13 protein-coding genes are annotated in these 24,586 nt (G+C 54.9%); 8 read left to right on the top strand and 5 right to left on the bottom strand.

From position 1 onward, the window contains the following. Positions 1–22: 22 nt before the first annotated feature. The 4 genes from IPH75_02685 to IPH75_02670 form a co-directional block, all read right to left on the bottom strand. Complete coding sequence (locus tag IPH75_02685; GenBank protein MBK7140972.1) at positions 23–1,249, bottom strand: hypothetical protein; 1,227 nt, start codon at positions 1,247–1,249, stop codon at positions 23–25. Between the two features lie 8 nt (positions 1,250–1,257). Continuing rightward, positions 1,258–2,115, bottom strand: a complete 858-nt coding sequence (locus IPH75_02680; protein ID MBK7140971.1) for a rhomboid family intramembrane serine protease — start codon at positions 2,113–2,115, stop codon at positions 1,258–1,260. A 409-nt stretch (positions 2,116–2,524) separates the two neighbouring features. Then, positions 2,525–2,854: a thioredoxin gene (gene trxA, locus IPH75_02675; GenBank protein ID MBK7140970.1), complete on the bottom strand. Its 330-nt coding sequence runs from the start codon at positions 2,852–2,854 to the stop codon at positions 2,525–2,527. 175 nt (positions 2,855–3,029) lie between these two features. Beyond that, positions 3,030–7,229: a CoA activase gene (locus tag IPH75_02670; protein ID MBK7140969.1), complete on the bottom strand. Its 4,200-nt coding sequence runs from the start codon at positions 7,227–7,229 to the stop codon at positions 3,030–3,032. 117 nt (positions 7,230–7,346) lie between these two features. Between IPH75_02670 and IPH75_02665 the strand changes: the two genes are divergently transcribed. From IPH75_02665 to IPH75_02630, 8 genes are read left to right on the top strand one after another with little or no spacing between them, the layout of a single operon-like run. Continuing rightward, positions 7,347–7,793 (top strand): D-tyrosyl-tRNA(Tyr) deacylase, encoded by a 447-nt coding sequence (locus tag IPH75_02665; protein ID MBK7140968.1) that lies wholly within the window; start codon positions 7,347–7,349, stop codon positions 7,791–7,793. Further along, the gene (gene maf, locus IPH75_02660) at positions 7,780–8,385 is read left to right on the top strand and encodes a septum formation protein Maf (GenBank protein MBK7140967.1); all 606 of its coding nucleotides are present in this window, start codon (positions 7,780–7,782) and stop codon (positions 8,383–8,385) included. Before IPH75_02665 ends, maf begins: the two co-directional genes overlap by 14 nt. A 21-nt stretch (positions 8,386–8,406) precedes the next feature. Next, positions 8,407–9,360 carry a helix-turn-helix domain-containing protein gene (locus IPH75_02655; protein MBK7140966.1) on the top strand — a complete coding sequence of 318 codons (954 nt, stop codon included), beginning with the start codon at positions 8,407–8,409 and terminating at the stop codon, positions 9,358–9,360. Beyond that, a complete protein-coding gene (locus IPH75_02650; protein ID MBK7140965.1) occupies positions 9,350–9,943 on the top strand; it encodes a hypothetical protein in 594 nt (197 codons plus the stop codon). Before IPH75_02655 ends, IPH75_02650 begins: the two co-directional genes overlap by 11 nt. After that, complete coding sequence (smc, locus tag IPH75_02645) at positions 9,943–13,740, top strand: chromosome segregation protein SMC (protein ID MBK7140964.1); 3,798 nt, start codon at positions 9,943–9,945, stop codon at positions 13,738–13,740. Before IPH75_02650 ends, smc begins: the two co-directional genes overlap by 1 nt. Before the next feature lie 5 nt (positions 13,741–13,745). Then, positions 13,746–14,669 (top strand): signal recognition particle-docking protein FtsY, encoded by a 924-nt coding sequence (gene ftsY, locus IPH75_02640; GenBank protein MBK7140963.1) that lies wholly within the window; start codon positions 13,746–13,748, stop codon positions 14,667–14,669. Further along, complete coding sequence (locus IPH75_02635; protein ID MBK7140962.1) at positions 14,666–15,067, top strand: YjbQ family protein; 402 nt, start codon at positions 14,666–14,668, stop codon at positions 15,065–15,067. Before ftsY ends, IPH75_02635 begins: the two co-directional genes overlap by 4 nt. Then, positions 15,060–15,530, top strand: a complete 471-nt coding sequence (locus tag IPH75_02630; protein MBK7140961.1) for a 23S rRNA (pseudouridine(1915)-N(3))-methyltransferase RlmH — start codon at positions 15,060–15,062, stop codon at positions 15,528–15,530. The genes IPH75_02635 and IPH75_02630 overlap by 8 nt, the downstream gene beginning before the upstream one ends. Positions 15,531–15,601: 71 nt before the next feature. Here IPH75_02630 and IPH75_02625 read toward each other — a convergent pair whose 3' ends face one another. Next, a complete protein-coding gene (locus tag IPH75_02625) occupies positions 15,602–24,181 on the bottom strand; it encodes a T9SS type A sorting domain-containing protein (GenBank protein ID MBK7140960.1) in 8,580 nt (2,859 codons plus the stop codon). Between the last annotated feature and the right edge of the window lie 405 nt (positions 24,182–24,586).

Genomic DNA, 24,586 nt, shown 5'->3' with positions numbered 1-24,586 from the left:
AGCGACGATTCAGTCGAGCGATCTATTGTTTTTTCGCCTGGTGATGAGCGAGAATCTCAGCCTTGATCAGTTGTAACAGCTTGTCCGGGTCGATCTTGCCGACGATCTTCTCGGCGATCTTCTCAGCAAGTTCCGCGGCAAACTGACGGGTGAACAGCTCAACTTGCTGGGGGGTGACTTTTTCGAGTGACTCTTCCCAGGCCAGTGAGTCTTGATCTACAGACTGTTTCTGTTCTTCGACAAAGATCGAGTCCGGCTCATTCGATCGGATCCGCTCGATCTCCTTCTTGAACTCATCGATGAATTTCTCGACACCGGCCGTCTTCGGGCGACTCCCCACACCGCTGGTTGAAGGCATTCTTCCTGCGGCTGTGGTGTCTGCTGCACGAATATCCTCATTCGGGAGTGGCCGAGCCTGGATTCGCAATTGACCCGACTCATTCACGGCTACAGAAGGCGGTTGCGGAGCCAGCGGTTTGGGAGCGCCACCTATCTCCTCACGCATCGAATTAATAAACCAATCGTAGTCGTGCTGCTGGGTGGCAGGATCGGGCTGGAAACTGGCCGGATCGACCAGACCATACTGATCCTTCATGATCTCAAGTTTGTTGGACGTCGTCGGAGTCGGCGCCGGCTGCTTGATCTGTCCGGTCTTGTCGTCACGGATCATGACCGATTCGACACGGGCAGAATCAGAATGCTTCTCTTCCTCGACATGGTCAAACCCGACCAACTTGTCGGTCGTTACTTTGACCTGAGTGGTCCCGTTGGCGAGTGTAGTGCGATCCATCACCTCAGAATTGGTTACATCGATCCGATCCAATCCAAGGGCTGCATCAAGAAAAGCGTCATCACCGGCCAGTCCGCTCAGCGGATTCGGCGACGCCGGTCCATTGGCCATTCCGGTGAACGTGGTCACTCGCTGGACGAATTCGAGCGGCTCGAACGGCAAATGTATGACAACCTCGGGCGGAAATGGGAGATCCACCGGAGTCAGCGGTTCGAATATCATCAACGGAATGGTGGCCAGCTTGGGATTCGCGGTTACCTCATCGTAGAACGGCTGATTATTGGAAGTCATGAGGTCGCCGCCGATGATCAGGAGATCGGGGCGAGAAAATTGCAATACTTCGCGAGCCTTGTCGACCGCCGCCACAGAAATGACTTCGAAGCCATTCTGGCGCAACAGGGTTTCGGCAACCCGGCGGTTCGTATCGGAAGCTTCTGCGACGAGGACTCGTTTGCGCATAGGGTCGCCTATCTTTCGCGGTGCTGTTTCTGTTTGGACAACTGCGAAGAAGCGTCTTCGAGAAACTTGCGTTCAGCTTTGGTCAGATTTTCCATTCCGACCTCATTGATCTTATCGAGAATGGCATCAACCTTTCTCATTATATCTTCGGCTTCCTGCCGCCGTTTGTGCAGTTTAGCTTCCTGACGTTTATAACGCAAGTTCTTTAGCTTTCGGCCGATCGCCAACCAGCGCCAGTCCAGCTTCAGGTGGGCCAAACCGAAGAGCGCTCCGCCCAGATGAGCCATATGAGCTGTGCCGCCATTTGCTCCTCCGGCGAAAAATCCGATCAACATCATGATCGGAACCGCAAACTTCACCGGCACTGGGAAAAAGAAATAGAGGTAGAGAATTCTATCAGGGAACATCAGCCAATAGGCGATCAGGATCGCGTAGATCGCGCCGGAGGCACCTACCACCGGTCCACCGGTTGCGCCAAGCATGGCCGATCCGCCAGTAGCCAGAAAAACTCCAAGAGTCAAGAGCGCACCACAGATGCCGCCGATCAGGTAGAAACGGAAGAATGACCGGGAGCCCCAGGCTCGCTCGATCTCCGTACCGAACATCCAGAGCATCAACATATTAAACAGCAGGTGGAAGAACCCACCATGGAGAAACATGTAGGTCACTATCTGGTACAGATAGAGAGGGAAGCTCTGAAATGTGACTAGCGGCGTGAACGCCAGGTAGCCGGTCAGTTGTGGAATCAACAACTGCAGAAAGTAAATGCCGGTGGTGACCAGCAACAATATCTTGATCACGGGGCTTGGAATGCCGGGACCAATGCTAACTCTTCCCATTGAGCCGTCGGAGTAGGTCGATCTCATATTAACTACTGTATCGGCTGGAAAGCCAATCGGGTTAACGCCCTAACCGTAACGGTCTTGGCGACTTAAGATTGCTCGTCTGGTCGACGATCGGCTTTGGCGGGCTTCACCGACTGCTCTTCCTCCGGAAGAGAACACCGAGTCGGCATTCAGGTAGGCACGCCCATTCGAGGTAAGATCTTCCTGGTCAGGAAGATGTAGAACAGGGCAAAAAGCGCCAGTAAGACGATGTCAATCCAATCCATAAGGTTGTACCCGGTAAATAGCGTTTTCGTTGACTGCCGGTGTCAAACTCCACGTGTGGAGAACGGTCGCCCTCTTCCCCATTTGTATCAGCCTCAAAAACGACAGCACAGGCGAAACTCCCTGTGCTGTCGAATATGTCCGGACTTTCGGAAAGGCTGTTTGCTTACTTGGCAAGCACCTTCTCGAGACGGGCCACCAGTTGTGCTTTCGGGATGGCTCCAATAACCTGGTCGACCACTTGACCATTGCGGAAGAACAGCAGCGACGGGATCGACATGATATTGTATTTTCCAGCCGTCTTGCTGTTAGAGTCAACATCCAGTTTAGTAACCTTTATCCGGTCACCCATTTCGCCAGCGACCTCTTCAAGGATCGGGGCGATCATTTTGCAGGGGCCGCACCAGGTCGCCCAAAAATCAACGACTACCGGACGATCTGCCTGGAGAACTTCATTCTCGAAAGTGGCGTCGGTGATATCCATCGGTTTGCTCATCAATTATCCTCCAATTCCCACTCGGGGGCTGAATTATTGCTGCCTTTCAAACAACTGGAACACCAAACAGTTCCGCACCAGAAACCTGACCGGAACCGACTGCGCGGTAAATATATGCTGGAACCGGCCGGAAAATCAATCGGTAAACTGGTGCGACGGGTACGGATAAGAAGACTCACTTAACCGGTCTGACCTCCGGTACAGATAGTCCAACCGAAAATGAGCGGACCTGCTCGGCGAATGCCTCCAGCCGCGTCTCCTCGCCGGAATCTCGTAACCCCTCATAACTTATATTCAGCCACGGGACTTTGCCGAGATCCTCGGCAACAGTTCGCGACAACGAACTAACCACTGTCCCCGGCATACAATTGAAGGGCATTGCGTTGATGATCCCGGAGGCGCCGCTCTCCACCATCTCCATCGCTTTGCCGATCGAAAGGATCGCTTCTCCCTTGAAGTCGACCGAAAGATAGCGCGAGGCTCGTTTGAGCACGGAATCAACTGACTGGTCTTCGATGATCGGAAAGACCCGCGAGAAATGTCTGACGATCCGGTGCTCCTGATTTTCCTGTACCAGATACTGCAATTTTCCGTGGATGGTGTCCCGCAGTGACCGTCGCCGCCAGGCGTCCCGTTTGTAGGTCCAGCCCGTATACAGGGGCCACTCAGTAAAGGTAGCCAATCTCACTTCGAGTCCGAGCGATTCCAATTTGGAGATCAGGTGATTATTGGAAAAACGATTATTGCGCAGGTATATCTCGCCAACCAACCCGACTACGGGCAACTTCTCTGGCCGTCGCGCAAGTCGCGCAAATGCACCAGCCGCTTCAGCTGCCAACTTATCCAGCGGCTGATTGTCAATGATAGCCTTCTGGAGTTCGGCAAGCTTTGTATAGTAAAGCCTTTCAGCTTCACCCGGGTTCATTTCGTATGGCCGGGTCGCATGGAGCATCTTTTGCAGACAGTCGACATGGACCATTCCCTGCCAAGCCACCTGACGAAAATCTGTCTTCTCAAGTCCAAAATCAGAATAGCCGTTCCGCGAGTTCGGAGAGTAAAGCGGTATATCGTGAAAGCCGAGGTCATCAAGCACAATGCGATGCAATTGTCGATAGAGACCAAACCGGCAAGGTCCCGTTGCGCCCGGCATCATAAAGACTGCCTTAGATCGGTCAAACCCCTTCTCCCGCACTTTCTTGACAATCTCGCCCGTGGTGATGATGCAGGGGAAACATTCTTTGCCTGAGGTAAACTTTTTGCCGCACTCGAGGGTTACCTGATCCGGCTCATCGAGGACCTCCGCATGGAGGCCGAAGCGACGGAAGGCTGCTTTCATCACAAATGCGTGGTCGCACATGTTGGGAATGTAGATAGTCCGCTCGAATGGCTTGAAGTTTTCGCTCGACAGTGTAAAGCTGGTGACCGGCGGCTCGTACTGGTGAAAGCGAAGCGAATCAATAAACGCTTCGCACCGCGTTACCATACCGGCATCGGCGGAATGCTCATCGATCTCAAGCTGCAGATATGGCTTTCCCGCCATCTGTTTGCGGAAGAAGTGCAGAATGAATGAGTCTGGTCCACAACCAAACGAGCTGAGGTAGATCGCAAAAAGATTCGGCTGGGTTCGGATATATTCAGCCGCCCGCAGGATCCGGCGACCGTACCGCCAGTACATATCATCCATGATCAACTGACTTTCTTCTAGCGGAAGAAAGTCCATCGGGATCACCCGGTATCCAAGATCGCGGATCTTTTCCGGAATATTGAGCGATAGTCGCTGGTCGAATCCGTTATATGGCCGACTGATGACCACCATCACCTTTTCGTCGGGAGAGATCGACGCAAGGATCCGTCGCCCTTCTTCGGTGATCTGGCGACGGAACTCCTGGAATGCCTTGAGCGCTAATTCGACCGCTCGCTTGAGTTCTCTGTCGGTGATTCCGAGCGACTCGGCTGTCGCCGAGAGGTCACGGCAGAGTCTCCTGGCATCATGACTGAATTGCATCGGGGGGTGCAGGAACTGAGTTCCGGTGTGATCAAAATCAAATCGTGCCGAAAGCGCCGAACCAATGCTCTGCACATAGGGGCAGATGTAGCTGCCGTCATCATGTTCCTGGTGTTCATCTGCCACTTTGATGATCGATGGGAGGAAGATCCAGTCTACCTTCTTTCCCATCAGATTGGCGACATGTCCGTAGACCATCTTGATGGGATAGCAGGTCTCCGCGCTGAATAGCTCCAGCGATTGTTCGACTATTGATTGGTCGGACTTATCGGAGTTGACGACTTCAAAACCGAGCGATTCAAAGAACGTCCGCCAGAACGGATAGTAATCGAACATATGAAGAGCGCGCGGTATGCCGACACGCCCGCGCGAAACCGGCCGTTTGGGGAAGTCGACATATCGTTTTAGCAGCAGCTTCTGGCGGAGATTAAAGAGGTCCGGCGGCAGTTTCCGCTTGTCGGCGACGGCAACCTCGTACTTTTCACACCGTGATCCGTAGTAGAGCGGTGCCTCGCCATCGATCTCCACTTTGCGGATCTCACACTGATTGGAGCAGTCTTCACAGGGGAAGCTGGAGAGTTGATATTCCCGATTGCAGATTTCAAACCCCTTGAAGCGAGTCTGGAAAGCGCTGTCCACTGTGCACTCGATCGCCAGGATCGCCGCGCCCGTGGCTCCGGTAACATCGTGATGGGGCGGGACTGTCACTCTTTTGCCAGTGAGGTTTTCAAAGGCCGCCACTACTCCCTTATTCCATGCGACCCCCCCCTGGAAGAAGATATTCTCACCGATACGCCGGTCGTTCACGACTTTTGTCAGGTAATTTGAGGCAATCGAATAGGCCAACCCGGCGATCAGGTCATCTTTGGAGGTCCCGGACCGCTGATGTGCGACGAGATCCGACTCCATAAATACAGTGCACCGTTCGCCGCACCCAACGGGACAGTGCGATGCCAGCGCCCGTTCACCAAATTCTCGCTCGATGTTGATATTGAGCCGTTCGGCCTGCTCCTGCAGGAATGATCCGGTCCCTGCGGCACAGGCTTTGTTCATCTCGAAATCAACCACCGCCTTGTCTCGCAGCGATATATACTTGGAATCCTGACCGCCTATCTCAAAGATCGTATCGACTGTAGGGTCGATGGCGACAGCCGCAGTCGCCTGGGCGGTGATCTCGTTGCGGACAATATCCGCGCCGACATAATCAGCGATCAGGTATCTTCCGGAACCAGTCGTTCCGACGGCCCGGACAGTCACATGGTCGCCCACCTCTTTGGCTATTTCGCGCAGCCCGTTTCTGACGGCTTCAATTGGTCTCCCCTCAGTCATCAAATAGCGCCGAGCGATCACCCGATGATCTTTGTCGATCAGGACGACATTGGTTGAGAGTGATCCGATATCGATACCGAGAAATACTTCGATTGTCGACTCGAGTGGGACCCGTGGTGCATTGGTGACTGCATAATACTTGGAGTCAGGAAATTCGAAAGTGAGTGCTTCCCGACCTGAACTGACTTGTTCGCGGTATGCCAGATACGCGGGGATACGGTCCGGCCGAAAGAGCACTTCGGAGATTCGGGTGGTAGCCGCCAAATACGCGGCCCCAAGTGCGGACATGACGTTGAAGCGATCGGGGACTATCAATTCGCCAGGTGCCAAATCGAGTATTTCGGTGAAAGCCCTGATCATACCAGGGTTGGCGGCCACGCCTCCTTCGAAGGCGATAGGACGGTCAAATCGCTTTCCGCGAGCAATGGCCGATTTGAAGTTTCTTGCCACAGCGAAACAGAGTCCGGCGACAATATCATAGTCAGGAGTAGCGATCTGCTGCAGATGGATCATATCGGACTTGGCAAAGACAGAGCAGCGACCAGCGATCCGCGGTGGGTGTTTTGATTTGAGCGCCAGGGCGCCAAATTCACCTTCAATTGAGATCTTCAGTCGACTCGCCTGTTGATCAAGAAATGATCCTGTCCCGGCGGCACATTGGGCATTCATGGCGAAGTCCCGAACTGTCTGTGTGTCGGGATCCAGTATCAGCAGTTTGGAGTCCTCTCCCCCCATTTCGATCACGGTGCGCACTTGTGGCAGAAGGCGGAAATTCCCCGCCGCCAGGGCAGCGATCTCGCCGAACTGCTTGCCGCCGAGAATAGATTGCAGTGTTTTCCCGCCGATACCGGTCATCCCAAGGTGAACCGACTTCTCGGTCAGGTCGCTGAACGACTCACCGAGTATTTCGATCAGGGTCTCGAATGGACCCTCGCCAAATCTTCGATAGACAGTGCGAGTCACCTCGCCCTTTTCCACCAGGACCAGCTTGACGGCGACTGAGCCAATGTCGATGCCCAGAGATGGGACTGAGTTCTCCATAATCGAAAGCTATTGTCCGGGTCATGGAGTTGCAAGCGATTTATGACAACATTGGTCTGACTTTCTATTGCCGCTCCCGCTGAATTCCCTATATTGGCTGGCTGGGAGACTACTGGTATGCGATTAGTGATACAACGGGTCTCGGAAGCCTCGGTCTGGATTGACGGAAGTGCATTCAGTCAGATCAATCGGGGATTACTGGTGCTTTTTGGTAGTCGCACGGGCGACACGGAAGAATCCACCCAATGGCTTGCTGAGAAAACCGTTAATCTGCGCATCTTTGAGGATGCGGAGCATAAGATGAACCTTTCAGCACTGGATATCTCCGCGGAGATTCTGGTGGTATCGCAGTTCACTCTGTATGCTGATGCCCGCAAAGGAAGACGTCCAGCCTTCACCGATGCCATGGAGCCGGTCGAAGCTGAGCGGTTGTACCAGCGCTATCTGTTTGCGCTGGAGGCATCGGGCCTGACAGTGCGGACGGGATCATTCGGAGCTAAAATGGATGTGCGACTGATAAACGATGGACCTGTGACGATCATTCTCGACCATGACCTACCCTAACCTCACGGCACTCGCGACACGACATCCACTTGTTCTCGGTTCTGGATCACCTCGCCGACTGCAATTGCTGGGCGAGATCGGAATTCCATTCACCCAACGAATCCCCGACATTCATGAGTCGATTCGCCAGGGTGAAGCGCCCTATGACTACGCACTTCGACTGGCTGAGGAAAAGGCGCTGGTGACGGCGATTTCCGGGGAAGTGAATGAGATATCCCTTGGATGCGACACCATTGTTGTTTTGGGGAATCGCGTTCTGGAAAAACCGACTGATCCGCACAATGCACTTCAAATTCTCACTCTGCTCTCCGGGCAACAACATGTTGTTTGCTCCGCAGTCGCGTTTGCCCGACATTCCGGGCTGCTCGCGTCAGACTATGAACTGACCAAAGTCTATTTCAATCCGATCACAACCCAACAGATTCAGGAGTATATAGATACCGGCGAACCGATGGACAAAGCGGGAGCGTATGGTATTCAAGGGATGGGGGCCTTTTTAGTTGACAGGATAGACGGAAACCTTGATACTGTCGTGGGTCTCCCGCGGGCACTAATAGAGCGCTTGGCCGGGGAGATTTTATTTATTGTCTGACAGGCACTTACAGAAGAAACAATGGGTGAATTACATACTATTCTGGGACGGTTACTCAAAACCGAACGTGAACGTCAAAATCGGACCCTTGCCGAACTCGCGCAAGAGCTGAAAATTGCCGAGGGTCACTTGCTGGCTATCGAGGCCGGCGATATCGGCGGCGTGCCATCCGAACTCTATTTCAAGCTGTTCGCGCGCTCATATTGCGAAGCGCTCGGCATCGATTACGCCAAAGCGATCGAAGCCATCCGCGAGGATGTGCATGAGCGGGAACCCGCCTCGCAGATCGCGACAGATGAGCGCCCAACTATGCCCCGTCCTTCCCTTTCGCGGAGTGACAGTTCAGCGGGCAAAGGTAAAGGGAGCATACTGATCTTTGTTGCGATCGGCGCTATCGTCATCGCCGCAATTGTCTGGCTGGTGTTATCGAACAAGGACACATTCGTTCTCGACACCAGCGGCAGTGACAGCACGACTGTCGAGATGGACGAACCGCAACAGGATAGCGAGCCAGTCGCAACACGCACTAATCGCGAGAGCATGGCACTGAGTCTTGATCTGGTCGCGCGCGACCGGACCTGGGCAGTGGTGATCGCCGACGGTGACACGGCACTGCAGACAAATCTCAAGCCGTGGCGCGAGTATTACATCGGAGCCAGGGATTCCCTGATCGTATCGATCGGGACACCTCTCGCTGTCGAGCTGATGCTAAACGGCACCACCGCCAACCTGACCGACCCGGAGCATGGGACCATCTCATCGGTGGTCATCACTCCGGAGAATCTGGCAATGTTCATTCAGCGCGCTGTCGAAGATAGTGCGCGAGCATTAGATACGATCAGAGACAGTCTCCTGCAGGATTCTACTCGCCCGAAGCAGGATTCATTGCCCAAAACAGGAACAGGAAGTTCCTCAACCAAGCCAGCCGGCAAGGACACGGCCTCGACACAAAGAGGTAGTACAGATGGGCTTTAGGCAGTATCTGGCCAAGTTCCAGATTGCCCGGGTGAAACGCAAAGCAGAGTTGAGGCCATTCAACATTCCCGGCGATCTTCTCCGGGTGCGCCAAATGCTTGTTCTGCTTCCATCCGGACTGCGTGAGCTGACGTTAGTTAAGGGATTCCTGCCGACCATCAGTCAGTTATTCAAGCATGCCGACATCACCCTGCTGGCCATGCCCGGGATCCAGGTGACCGACATCTACCCTCGCAAAGGCTTCCAGATCATTACCCCATCGGTAGACCAACTCGGCTGGACCGGCCTTCCGAAAAAGTCGTTCATGTCGGTTTTGCAGGGATACAATTTTGATATGATCCTCGACCTAAACCTCGAGGAATCCAGCTTTACTTCGTCCGTACTTCTCAGTTTTCCCAAATCCATCCGCATCGGCAGAGGCAATTCGCTGGGCGGGCCATACTACAACGTCGAGATCAAGACCAAGTACCTTCGTGACGAGCGGAACATTTATCGTTCCCTGCTTGAAACGCTCGGCGACCTGATGCACAAGAAAGTGCAGGTCGGCAGCGAGGTACCGGGCAGCGGCCTTCTGGAGGAATAGTGTATCTTCGCAGACTTGATATCATAGGATTCAAATCCTTCGCCAATAAAACGACAGTACGATTTGCCACCGGTGTCACCGCCATCGTCGGTCCGAACGGCTGCGGCAAAACGAACATCCTCGATTCGCTGCGCTGGGTGTTGGGCGAACAGCGCCCGACCATGCTACGCGGCGGCAAGATGGAAGAGGTGATTTTTAACGGCACGCGCGACCTGAAGCCGCTTGGAATGTCTGAAGTCACCCTAACGGTCATCAACGATCGCGGCGTTCTGCCGACTGAATATCACGAAGTGCAGATCACCCGCCGCCTGTTCCGCAGTGGTGAATCCGAGTACCTGATGAACAAGGTCCCCTGCCGCTTGCGCGACATCCAGGACCTGTTCGCCGACACCGGTATGGGGGCACACTCCTACTCGGTTATTCAGCAGGACATGATCGATTCCGTGATCTCCGACAAGGCCGAGGAGCGACGTTTTCTTTTCGAGGAAGCAGCCGGGATCACCAAGTATAAGCAGCGCAAGAAGGCCGCTCTGCGCAAGCTGGAGCAGACAGAAAACGATTTCCTTCGCCTGAAGGATATCTACGCCGAAGTTAAGACCCAGGTCAATTCGCTCTATCGACAGCAGAAAAAGGCGGAGCGCTACCAGAAGATCCTCGATGATGTCAAAGGCTGGGAGCTCTTCCTCAGTTCATCTCGAGTTAGACTGCTCGACCAGGAAAAGCGGCAGCTCCGAGGAGAACTGGATTCTCTCACCGATCAGCGACTCCAGCGTTCGACTGAACTCGACCAGATAACGCTCCAGTTGGAGACTGACCGCAAGGAGCAGTTGGACATTGAGCGGCAGTTGAATGAACTGGCCGGCCAGGTCTATTCGCTTTCCGAAGAAGCCCATACCAAAGAACGTGAGATCTCGGTCCTTCGCGAAAAACGTTCATCCGCCACCGCCCTTATCGAGCGGAATACAGTGGAGATCGAAGCACTTCAGACTCGCGTTCAATCCATGGACGATCAGTTGGTAGCCGGCGCCAAAGAACTGGCTGAACTCCAACTGGAATACGAGCGGGTGACGGCTGAATTAGCCGATGCCGAAAAAGCACAGTCAGAGGCCGATCAGCAATTGATCTTCGCGCGTTCATCGCGTGAAGATGAAAATCGAAAGTTGATCGAGATTGAATCACGCCTCTCCTCCGGCAAGACCGAAGAACATAATCTTCGCGAGCAGGAAACGGAGCTGGCTCAGCAGATCGAACAGGTCGAGAAGCTTATCGCCGATGCGTCCCCGCGTCAGCAGGAGCTGCTGGCCTCTTTCGAACGCCAACAACAGACCATTGCAGCTCTCTATGCCCGCAAATCAGAGATCGAACAGCGCCAGACAACGCTGACCCTGGAGATCGAAGGGCTAATAGAGCAGAGTGAAGAACTCGCTCTGGAGATCTCCAATACTCAGGCGACAATCGAGGCGTGCGAGGCCCGCAAGCATCTCCTGACCGAGATGATGGTCCATTACGAAGGCCATGAGTCAGGATTGGTCGCCGCCATGAATCTTCGTGGCCGCTGGCCCGGCATTGTCGGCACGGTTGCAGAAAAACTGGTACCTGTCGAGGGACTCGAGTTGGCGCTCGAAGCCGCACTCGGCAACCTTGCCGGATTCATGATCTGCCGCGATCGCTCGACTGCCGAAGAGATCATTGCCTTCCTCAAGTCCGAGAATAAAGGACGGGTCGGTATTCTGGTTCCGGATTCAGGCATATTCGCTCCGGCGATCAAACGTCCGGAGGTACCGAGCGAAAATTTCGTCGGCTGGCTTGAAGGGTATGTATCAACCGATGCAGAGCTCCGTCCGCTTGTCGAGGCTGTTTTGTCCCGCGTCGCGGTTTTCAAGGCCGGAACGAATCCATCGGATATTCTGGAGCGTCTCCCCTACGGGTTCAGTGCCGTCTCAACCGACGGAATTCTCTATGGCAAGAATCAGATCGTGGGCGGTTCCGATGACCGCTTCCCGCTCTTCCGACGGAAAGAGAAGGTCGAGGAACAGGAAAACCTCATTCGCGAGCATTCGCACAAGCTTGAGCACCTCAAAGAGCGCCGCGCTCAGACAACCGCCAGAATTGCCGCCTCCCGGGCGGAATCCAGCACATTGGTTTCTGCACTGGAAGCATTGGCCGAGGAGCTGGACGGCGAACAGAAGGCGTCTGCTGAGATCGAATTCCAGCGTCGTACTTTGACTGCCGAATTCGAGCGATGGGAGCGGGAACGCAATCAGGCGCGCGCGAAGCTGGAAGCGATCCAGGGACGCCAATACTCGCTCGGGCTGGATTTCAACCAACTAGCCGGGATCAAAACTGAATTGGTCAACCAGATCAGCCAGCATGCCGGACGGTTGGGTGAATACGAACGACTGGTCTCCGAATCACTGGAGCGCTCGGCCAAGTGCCAGATCCGAGTGGTCGAGTCTCGCAGCCGTCTGCAACAGACCGAGAGCAGGATCGGACACCTTAAAGATATCAAGCATGAACTGGATCAAACTCGCGATACCAAGTCTGAAGAGATCGTCCGCGCCACAGCCGACATAGCCCTCGCCGACGAACGCAGTGTAGTACTCGAACTCGAGCTCAAAGAGACCTTTGAGCGTCGCGAACAGATGCAGCACTCGCAAGAGTCCCTGCGCGGCTCACAGGGAGAGATCCTCGGCCGGATCACCGGCAAAGAACAGCAGGTCAAGGAGATCAGTGACGGTCGCGATGCGCTGAATGAGCAGATGCACGAGCGCGAGATCCGACTCAATACGATCGATTCCGAAACGCGCACGCTTTCCGAGCGGATCCGCGAAGAATATGGGATGGAGATCGAATCAGTCGAGGCGTCGCGCCCGGACGAAAACCTCTCAGACGATGCCGCCCGGCAGTACTTGCACGAGCAGAAAGAGCAACTGCGCAAATTCGGCGCGGTCAACCTGCTGGCCCTGGAGGAGTATCGGACCGCCTCGGAGCGCGAGAAATTCCTCGCTGAACAACTGAACGACCTAACGACTGCAAGGACCGACCTCCAGCAGACCATCCAGAAGATCAATATCACTGCTCGCGAACTTTTCATGGAGACGTTCGAGAAGGCTCGAGTCAATTTCAAGAATCTTTTCCAGGAATTGTTCAACGGCGGCGAGTCGGATATCATGCTTGAGGATCCGAATGATCCGCTCGAATCCAATATCGATATCATTGCCCGTCCTCGCGGCAAAAAGCTTCTTTCTATTACCATGATGTCGGGCGGAGAACGCGCCCTGACGGCGATCTCACTCCTCTTTGCCCTTTACCTGGTGAAACCGTCGCCGTTCTGTATTCTGGACGAGATCGACGCACCGCTTGATGATGCCAACTGCCATCGCTTCCTGAAGATAATCCGCAAGTTCTCCAGCCAGACGCAGTTCATAACGATCACGCACAACAAGATCACGATGGAGGCGGCGGACAATCTCTACGGTGTCACCATGGAACAGCCCGGTGTCTCCAAGCTGGTTTCCGTGAAGTTTTCCGAAACCAGCAGCGATGACGCCTCCGCAGCCATGGATATCGCTCAACCTGAACTTGAGCCTGCGGAGAGCGAAGGCGGCAACGGTCATCATGACAAACCGCCGGTTGTGCGACGTACCCGCAAGCAGAAGACCGAATCCGAACAGGTAGAAACTGCAGAGCCAACAGGCGAAGTAGCCTCTCCGGACACTGAAGATATCGAGCTCCCTCCGGCGATCGCTGAGCGCATGGAATCGATCGTCACGATCAGCGAAGACGAGCAGAACTGATCCGCATGGGGTTCTTTAATCCGTTCGAAAAGCTGAAGCAGTCCCTGGCCAAAACCAAGGACACCATCATCAACAAGATCGCCCAGGTGGTGATTCGTCGAAAGATCGACGATGAACTACTGGAAGAGATCGAGCAGATACTGATCGAAGCTGATGTCGGTGTCCGTGCCACGATGCGCTTGATCGAAGCTATCAAGAGCAAGGCAAGAGAACGTCGCCTCACCGAAGGTGACGAGGTCATGGCATTGCTCAAGGAAGAGATCTCCCTCATTCTCTCCAAAGAAGATGAGCAGATATCCCTCGACACCCCCCACAAGCCGGTAGTCTGGCTAATTGTCGGTGTGAATGGCGTCGGTAAGACGACCACGATCGGCAAGCTTGCCAACTACTTCTCCGGAACCGGCAAGAAGGTGATGATCGGTGCGTGCGATACATTCCGCGCGGCCGCCATCGAACAGGTGGCGATCTGGGCCGAACGTAGTGGTGTGGAGATCATCCGCTCCGACAACGGGGCCGACCCTGCGGCCGTGGCCTATGACGCAGCCTCAGCCGCTCGTGCACGTGGGACAGACATCCTGCTCGTCGATACTGCTGGAAGGTTACATACCAAGAGCAACCTGATGGAAGAGTTGAGCAAGATCCGCCGGGTCGTGCAAAAAGCCGTGCCGAACTCCCCGATCTATGCCAAGCTGATCCTGGATGGCACCACCGGCCAAAACGCCCTCTCGCAGGTCAAGGTCTTCACCGACGCTGTCGGTTGCGATGGCCTGGTCATCACCAAGCTGGATGGCACTGCCAAAGGTGGCGTGATCATTGCGATTGCTGAGGAACTTGGAGTGCCAGTCGATTTCATTGGCGTGGGCGAGGGAATCGAAGACCTGCAACGGTTTGACTCTAAGCAATTTGCGGAAGCACTGTTTGCATCGTGATCCACGAACTTTCCATTCAAAGCAAGTCGCGGGACGAATTCATCGACATCACCTCCCGCATTCAGGAGATCATCAATTCGTCAGGGTATCCAAGCGGCCAGCTGATCTGTTTTGTACCGCATACCACTGCCGGGATCACTATCAATGAAAATGCCGATCCGGATGTGCGTCGCGACCTTCTTCACAAGCTGCGTCAGGAAATTCCCCAATCTGATGGTTACCACCACGCCGAAGGGAACTCCGACTCTCATCTCAAAGCATCGTTGATGGGCTTCTCGCAGACCCTGCTGTTCGAACGGGGTCGACTTGTCCTGGGAACCTGGCAGGGGGTATACTTTTGCGAGTTTGATGGCCCGCGGAGTCGCAAGCTACTGGTGAAGGTGATTCCTGATGCTTAAGGTACGGCTGGTCACTATCGGTGAGGACAAGGATCGCTGGGTCACCGAGGGGATCAATCATTACGCCAAGCTCCTATCCAAGTACGCCACTCTCGAAATCGTCCCTCTCCCCTCACCCAAAACCTCATCCTCATTGAGCCCGGACGAAATCAAGCGGCAGGAAGCATCTATTCTCAAGGAGAAGCTTGGCAAAGGGATGATCATTGCATTGGCCGACTCGGGATCCGGATATGATTCGCGTGAATTGGCCAAGCAGCTCGAACGGTGGCAGGTGAGCAGCGGCGGAGTGGTGACCTTTGTCATCGGCGGGCCATTCGGACTGGACGCACAGATCACTGGCGCGGCCAACCTGATCCTCTCCCTCTCCCCGCTCACGTATTCGCATCAACTGGTTCGCCTGGTGCTGCTGGAGCAGCTCTATCGCGGCTTCACCATCCTTCACAATACCGGCTACCACAAATAGCACCAAAAAGAAAGCGCCCTGCTAACAGCTCCAGGGCGCTTCCTGAGGAAAGATAAAAGGGGATTCTCTGTCTATTTCAAGAGCATCATCTTCTTGGTCTGGCTGAGAGAGCCTGCCTGCAGGCGGTAGAAGTAGACGCCAGAGGCCACCGTCGTGCCGTTGTCCGCCGTGCCATCCCAGACCAGTTCGTTCACTCCCGCTTCGCTATCACCGGCAAATTCGCGTACAACACCACCATTGACATTGTAGATCGTCAGTTGCCAGGCCGCGGCGTTAGGGAGCGCGAAACTGATGGTCGTGCTCGGGTTGAACGGATTCGGATAGTTCTGCGCCAGCGTGAAACTGCCCGGCATTGAACTGTTCTTCGATGCCGTTACGTAAGGACGTCCCTCATAGTCGCAGAAGTCGGCTTTCAGGATGCTGAGTCCGCCATCCCCAACCACTGGAATCTCTACCAGCGACTGTTTGCCGGCTTCGATCCGGTTCTTACCGATGTTGAAGATCAGCAGGCGAAGCTCGCCGTTCTCAACCGAACTGATCAGTTCCATACCTGAGGCAGAACCGAGCAGGCGTGGTTCGCCCAACGTTGTGCCACTTGGCACCTTGCAAACCAGGTACGCCGCACCGATTGTACTGACGGCATTCGTGTTGATCCTTATCGCACCATCACTCGGCTCCGTAGAGACCGTCAGGTATTCCTGATACGGTGAGAGTTTGGGGATCGGCGGGATATCGCCAACCACCACTCGGATCAGGGTGGTCAGATCGGCCACGGTCAGGGTCAGTCCATCGGCATTGACATCGGTGGCAGCGATCTGTCCAGCCTGATTGATGACAAAGACAGACAAGCCATAGATGAAATAGCGGCTGAACAAGACCGCATCGGCGATCTCATACGCCTGGTCATTCAGGTTGATATCACCACGGTCATCGATCGAATCCGGATGGATGATGCAGATACCACCGTTGACGAAGTCCACACAGCGGAGCGGCATACCCTTTGCCCCGGAACTGAGGCAGTTATCAGGAGCACCCATACCGAACTGGCGGCTGCTCTCCGGATAAAGCGTATTGTTCTCTTCGTCCCAGATCAGGATACCTTCTGCATTGTAGATCCGCTTATCGATATACAGAACGTTACCAGTTTTGTCTGAGAACGAGTTGTCGCCGCAATCATACCAGACGAAGGAGATCGGGACGAACTGGTCACCCAGGTTCTGGTTGTTAGAAACCTGGTACTCCATCCTGACCAGCATGCCATCCGGGAGGAAGGTAGAATCCGGCGGATGGTTCGAGCCATTATTGACTTCGGCTATACCGATCAGTCGAACCAATCCGGGCGGACAGGCTGAACCGCAGGACGCACTGTTCAGATTGTACGTGAAATACTCCCATCCCTGAATATCGGTGCCGGAGATCAAGGCGGTCTGGAATGAGAGTGCCGATGGATCGTAGGTGATCAAAAGGTCGAATCCGCCGATCGGATCGTTGGTTTTGATCCGCAGATCAGCCGCCTTGCGGAGGCCGACCGGCGTGCAGGTGCCGCCATCGATCTCAACCCGGGCGCAGACATCGCAATCCGGTTTCAGCGTGATATTGATATCCAGAGTATCGACGAGCGTATGGCAACCATCGGTAACCTGAATGCAGAACTTCTGGGGAGTCACCGATTCCGGCTTGAAGCAAATCTTGTAGCCGTTAACATCAGCGGAAAGCGTTCCCGGTCCACAGAGCTTGGTCACAGTCACCGCGCTCTCAGCATCGGTGGCCGAGATACCGGAAACACATATAGTGTTCGTGTCATCCGGGCAACGTTCGTAGCTCAGACCAACCGGCAGCGTAAGCGATGGACGCTGATTCGCTGTCAGATCCACCAGGGTCGAGCAAACGGCCGTGCCACAGGTGCCCGTCGCGCTGACCTTCACGTAGAACTGGCCAGCCGTTGTCACCGGCACGCAGACAAATCCTGCCTGGTAAGTCGCGCCGGCCGGAGTAACTGTCACCTGGACTCCCGTGCCAGTCACAGTCACCGGGAAGCAGAGCTGCTGAGGTGTCACGAGACACATTGTCGTATCGACAGTGCCTGGGCAGGTAACCGCCGGAGCCTGTCCCATGTCAACTTTCAGATTAAACGTACAGGTATCCGCGCCGCACTGTGAGGCCGCGATCACCGTGATCGGATACGTCCCCCCCGTTGTCACATAGACCGAGACTCGTCCTGTCGTTGGATTGTAGCGTCCCGCCGGAAGTACAGTCACGGTAGCGCCGCTCGGCGAGATCGGGACAATGATATGCACCGAGTCGGGCTTGCAGAGCGACACGAATTGGTCACCTTCAGGGCAAACGATCACGGCGCTCGGTCCCAGATTAACGGTGACGCGCACCTGCTTCTGGTACGCCATACCGCAAGAGTCGGTTGCCGTAATGGTGATCGTGTGTACTCCGAACGACGGAGGCGTGAAGCAGACGGAACTACCGACAACCTGACCCAGCGAACTGGTGATCGTCTGAATGTTATTATTCGGGTCGGTTGCGACAAACGGAATGCAAATCTCTGTCAAGGTACAGATCGTCAGCGCACTATCGCGAGCCGTGACGTTCGGCGAACTGTTGAAAGTCGAGGTCACCGTGAAGAGACAGGTATCCACTCCACACTGCCCTTCGGCGATCAACCGAACCGTCTTGGTTCCGGCCAACGTGATCGGCACACAGATCTGGTTGCCGTTAATAAAGCCGCCGGTGCTTACGCGAACATTGGTCGCTGACGAAGAGACAGCAAACGTGTAACAGAGGGTGTCAGGGCCGCAAAGGAAGGCCGTCTGATTCCCCGGACACGAGGTGAATTCTACTGCAGGCTGAATGGTGACCGGCACGTTCACCACACAGGTATCAGAAGTGCAGCTACCCGACGCGATCACTCGAATCGTGTAGAGCCCGCTGGTATCAGCATCAAAACAGAGAGTACCGGCTGACCAGATTCCGAGAGTAGTCGAAACCGTGTAATCATGCCCGGTGATCGCCAGCGGCACGCAGACCTGCTGCGGAGCGCAAAGCGTCTGGGTCGGAACGGTGTTGCACGCTATTTCCGCGACTCCACCAGCGTTGACATGGACCCAGATCCGGATCGAATCTTTCAGTCCGCACGCATCGGTCGCGACGATCGAGACATACACTCGGCCGGCCGCAGTCGGCAGGAAACAGACCTGATTGTTTGCCGCATCGTAGGTACCGCCAATCACATTGATCGACGTGACATTGTTGTCGACATCGACGATCTGGATCGGCAAGCAGATCGTCTCAAATTCGCACTGCGTATAGAGCGTGTCGCCTGGCGTATAGAGGACAAACGGCTTGGTATTCAAACGAACCGTGACCTGGATCTGATCGGTGCCAATCTTGCCGCAAGCATCCGTCGCCGTCACTGAGATAGTGTAGCGGCCGGAGGCGGTCGGTGTGAAGCAGACAACGCCGCGGGAGGCATCATAGGTTCCACCGGTCGCCGAGACTCCCGTCAGGTTGTGGTCGTTATCAGTGATCCCAACTGGAATGCAGATCTGAGTGAGATCGCACTGGACAATCGTGGTGTCATGCGGCAGCAGCACGATCGGAGCTGTGTTGGTCTTTACGTTAACCGTGAACTCGCAAGTGAAGGTCGAACCGCAGGCGGAGAAGACATCGACACTGATCGTATTCTGCAGACAGCACTCGCTGTAGAAGCAGACTGACTGTTTCTGCGCATCCCAATAGGCCGCAGTTCCGCGCACGACAACTGTCGCACCGGCGGGCACGCCACCCAGCGGGAAGCAAAGCGTATCCGGCTCACACAAGAAGATCGTCGTATCAGTCGGACAGGTCAGGCTGATCGCCTGATCGGTCTGCACCGTCACCAGCGCGGTGTCGACGTCCTGCAGGCCACAGGAGTCGGTCACAGTCACGATGATCGGATAGGTCCCCTGCGAGTACGGCACAAAACAGACGGTGCCGTTGCTGATCTGTCCGCGATTGACAGTGACGCTGGCAATATTGCCATCCAGATCACTATAAGTAAGCGGCAGGCAGACATTCACTGGCTTGCAGAGATAAACCGTCGTATCCGCGCCAAGCATGGCTGTCGGGGCGGTATTCGGATTGACAGTCACGACTGCGGTATCAGCATCCATGGCGCCGCAGCTATCGGTGGCGGTCGCAATGATCGTGTACGTACCGGGCTCAACGCTTTCGACACAGACTTCGCCGGTCTCAGCATTGTACACACCACCGGTGACCTGGACATTTTCGATATTGTCGTCAGTGATCGTCAACGGCAGACAGATCGTCTGGCCGGCGCAGAATGTCCCCGACTGATCCAGTCCGAGTGTCACGAGCGGCGGAACATTAATCTCAACCGTGATAAAGGTTGTATCGAATGCAGTCAAACCGCAGGAATCGACCACTTCGGCGATCACTCGATAAACGCCCGCTGTATCCGGGCTGAAGCAGTACTGAACACGTCCGCTCTGGAAGACCGGAGCACCAAGATTGGTCACAACAGACGCAATATTCTCGTCGAGGTCGGTCGAGGTTAGGTCATAGCAGACTACGTCGGTCTGGTCGCAGATACTGGCCGAGAACGGCTCAGAGAGCGACACAGACGGGGCCGAATTTGACCGAACTACTATGGTCGAGTAGCAGGTGTCTGCTTCCTGAGCGTTGCTCGCAATGATCTGCATCGTATACGTGCCAGACTCTGAAACCGGCAGGCAAAGATTGCCATTCTCGTAGGTTCCGTACGGGGAGACTGAAACAGAGATTCCGGTACCGGAAACGCTCACCGGCAGACAGATGGTGTCTATCCCGGTCAAGCAGAGAAGAGTATCGACCGACCCAATGCACTCGACAAACGGCGGGAAATACTGACCCAACTCCAACTTAAGGGTGCAGGTATCCGTATTGCAGTCACCGTTGACTATCAGGGTATAGGTGTAATTTCCGGAGGTCGGTGCATACACCACTACCTCGCCGGTCGCCCAGTCATAATAGCCATCGGGGAGTACCTGAACAGGTATGTTCGCCGGCGTAATGCCGACCGCTACACGAACCGTGTCAGGCAACGTGACGAGGCGGGTGATCGGGCTGGGCGGACAGTTTATATCGACACGTGGCACTGTTACGACAGTCACCACGGTGGTATCTTGGTCAACCTTGCCGCAGGCGTCTTTGACCGTCAGAACAACTGGATAACTTCCTGCCGCCGTCGGGCGGAAGATGACAAGGTCGTCTTCGATGATCCCAAGCGAGCTGGTTATCTCGCTGATGTTTCCATCCGGGTCGCTCACTGTATAGGTGAACGCGACATAGCCGGTATCACCGCAGAGCAGGATGGTCGTATCAGGTGACGCCACCACCATAGGCGGCTGGTTAACATTCACGGTCAACCCGAACGAACACGAGTCCTTACTGCAGCCATTTTCGACAACGATACCAACTTCATAGGTACCGGGCTCTGTCACCGCCATCTTGATGAACCCAGCTTCGTAGAACGCTCCGGCCGGGAAGACAGTCATCTGATCAACAGTTCCGGTGATCGTTACGGGGAACTGCAGATTGATAGGCAGAGCACAAACAAAGAGACTAGTGTCAGTGCCCGGGCAGGCAACATCAACAGGAGTGGACGCTTGGACCGGCACGATCACGGCGCAGGTGTCGGCATTGCAGCTTCCAGTGGCAATAACCAGGACCGTATATGTCCCGGTAGTGTCGATCGGAATACAGAGCGTGGTCCCGTCCAGAGTGCCGTAGCTGGTGGAAAGGCTGGAGTACGGCCCCGTCACGCCGATCTGATAGCAGAGCGTATCCGGGCCACAGATCGTGATCGGGTCGGTCGCCGGAGGACAGGTCAATCCGACATACTCGCTGGCGATCACCGTCACACAGAGGTTCGCGGTATCAGAGACACCGCAGCTATCCATCACCACTACTTCGGCGCAGTACTGACCGGCACCCTCAGGCACAAAGCAGATAGCCCGAAGTTCCGCGTCATAACGACCAAGAGCGGTGGTAATCGATTGTAGATTGTTATTCCCGTCCGCAATCGCTATCGGCAGACAGATCTGCGTCGGGGCGCACTGTTCGAAAAGGGTATCGGTTGGACCAAAGTCAACCATCGGCGGCAGGTTGTTGACTGTCGTGATGGTGATATTATCGCTGGAAGTCGCTCCGCACGCATCGGTGGCTGCGACGGTGACCACAAACGTGCCACCATTGGCAGTGTTCACGCAGACAATGCCGCGGCTCTGGTCATAGGTGCCGCCAGTCGCCTGTACAGAAACGATATTGTTATCCTGATCGCTGATCCCTACTGGCAGGCAGATCTCGCCATTGGCGCAGGAACCGAGCGTCGTGTCACGCGGTAGCAGGACGATCGGCGCCGTGTTTGTCTTCACCTTCACGGTGAATTCACAGAAGCGGACAGTGCCACACGCGGTCGTCACTTCAAACTTGATCGTATTCTCAAGACAGCATTCGCTGTAAAAACAGATCGACTGCGTTTCGACGTTCCAATATGCCGCAGTTCCGATGACTCTTACTCGCGCATCGGCAGGCACCCCGCCAACCGGGAAGCAAAGCGTCTCGGGCTCACAAAGGAAAATGGTAGTGTCACGGGGACAGCTCAGAACCACTGCCTGGTCGGTCTTGACAGTCACGATGGCCGTATCGGCGACAGTGAACCCGCAACCATCGGTTACCGTCACGATAACCGGATAAGCTCCCTGCGAATAGGGCACAAAGCAGACGGTGCCATTCTTCAACTGGCCGCGATTCACGGCAATCGAAGCGATATCGTTTTCGGGGTCGGTGATGGTGACCGGCAAACAGACATACGTAGGCTGACAGAGCGTTACTGTCGTGTCCAGCATCGGCGAAATCACCGGCGCTGATCCAATGGTGACCACCACGGTCAAGGTATCTTCCGCAATCTTATTGCAGTCATCCGTGGCGCGCGCGATGACAGTGAATGTCCCCGAATTTAAAGGCGTGAAGCAGAGCTTGCCGGTTTCGGGGTTGTATGTGCCATAGCTGGTCCAAACGGACTTGAGATTATCATCAAATATCGACAGGTCATAACAAAGCTCACCGGTAAAACAGATCGCCGAATCAAGCGTTTCGCTGAACTGCACGATCGGTAACCGATTGACCTGGACCTGGACGAAAATGGTATCGCTGTCCATCGAACCGCACTGATCCGTGGCGGTCAAGATAATCGCATAGGTGCCGGTGGTATCGGCGGTGAAGCAAATTCGATTTGCGTTCGGGTCGTAAGTGCCAAAATTAGTGACGACGGTGGCGATATCGAAATCCTGATCATCGGCAAACGCGTCAAAGCAGATCTCCTCGGGCTGACAGACGGTCATCGAGAAGTCGTTCGGCAAAGTGACATACGGCGGGTGACCGATACCCCGTTTCACGGGGATGGTGCACGTGTCGGCGTTATCACAGTCGTCAATGACCCGGACCATCACCATCAGGCTGTCGCCTTCGCCGGTGACGCAAATGGTGGTGCCATCGATTGTGGCGTTGTCCGAGAGTATTTCATAGGTCAAGGCCCCACCCTCAGGGTCGATCGCGCTGATCTCGAAACAACCTTCGGAGTGGCAATTGCCAAGATCGATTGATTCCGGGCAGGCAAGCTGCGGGGGGCGATTGATGATCACGGTCACATGCAGAGTGTCTTTGTAGCAGACCGGCCAGGCCGTGGTCTCTTCGGTCAGGGAACCCGCGGGACAGCGGTCGGCCACACAGACGATAAAGGTGTAAGTCGCCGAATCAACATCCATCGGGTTAAAGCAAAGTTTCGCAGTCGAGTCCGACAAACGAGTCAGGGTGCCATCTCCGGCCTCAAGTCGGATCTCCATATCCAATCCCTCGGGATCGATCCCGGTGAGAATGGCGCAGATCTCGTCGGGCGCGCAGAGATAGAAAGTCGAGTCCGTCCAGGCGAAATACGGCTTTTGATTGAGCGTGATCGTATCAACCACAGTGCCTGTGTCGGCAGAGCAGCGATCGCGCACTTCATAGGTGAAATTGAAAATCCCCTCGCCTGCAGGCAGATACTGCAGGAGACCGGTACTGGAGTTCATTGATCCGGAACCGGACAAAAGCGTGTAGGTCAGGATATCGCCATCGGGGTCCGTAGCATGGACCTGGATCTTACGTGTCTCCGGTCCGTAGCAGAACTTAGCAGAGGAATACTTGTCGAGAGCGGTCGGGCGCTGATTGTACACGATCGTATAAAAGGCAGTGTCCGTATCTTTGCGGTTGGATTTGTCGGAGAGCTGCCAGATAAAACGATAGGTACCGGATTCTGAAGGCGCGAAGCAGATATGCTCGGTAAATTCGCGACCGAGCTTCTTCGGCGCATAGCTGATCGGCCCATCAAGCAGGGTCAGAGTCAGCGAATCCGAGGCGTCAAAGTCATACCCGCTTACCCAGAAACAGGCAGAATCACCAGTACAAAGATTGTAACTGGTGTCCGGCTGCAGCGTAATCTCAGGAGTCCACGCGGGATCCGTCAGCGGATCCGGCTCCTCCTGGGCCACTGCCATCGGGGCAGCGAGCAGGAATGCCGCGAAGCTGCATATGAGTAGGGTGAACAAAGATGTCAACCGCTTCATCTTTCCTCCAGACAAAAATGCAATCGCAAGCAGTAGAGTGCTGTTACGCTTGCGACTTCAGGTTCGCGAAAGTGGGGACTGATGAACATACCACCCCCCCTTTTGACGCTGAATATTGTATTAACTTCCCAGCTACCATCAAGCCCGAAAGGGCCAAAGGGCAGTAGACAAAGGTAGTAACTATGTTGCTGTTAGTAACCATCGCAAGATACGTCCTTTGCCCAAATTGTCAATAGGCCAATCCTCTTCTGCCCCCTACGCTGCAAGAATCGGGCCAACTGGTAACTGATTGTAATTCGCTGCCTTACATGGTACTCCCGGATCGGGACGCCCCCAAGTGCCCCCTGACTATGCAAACCACGTGACATATTGTGACATGCCTTACCTAACGGCCAAAGTTATCCA

It is taken from the genome of bacterium, assembly GCA_016708025.1.
Classification (GTDB): Bacteria; Zixibacteria; MSB-5A5; order GN15; family FEB-12; genus FEB-12.
This window is presented reverse-complemented; position numbering and strand designations above follow the sequence as displayed.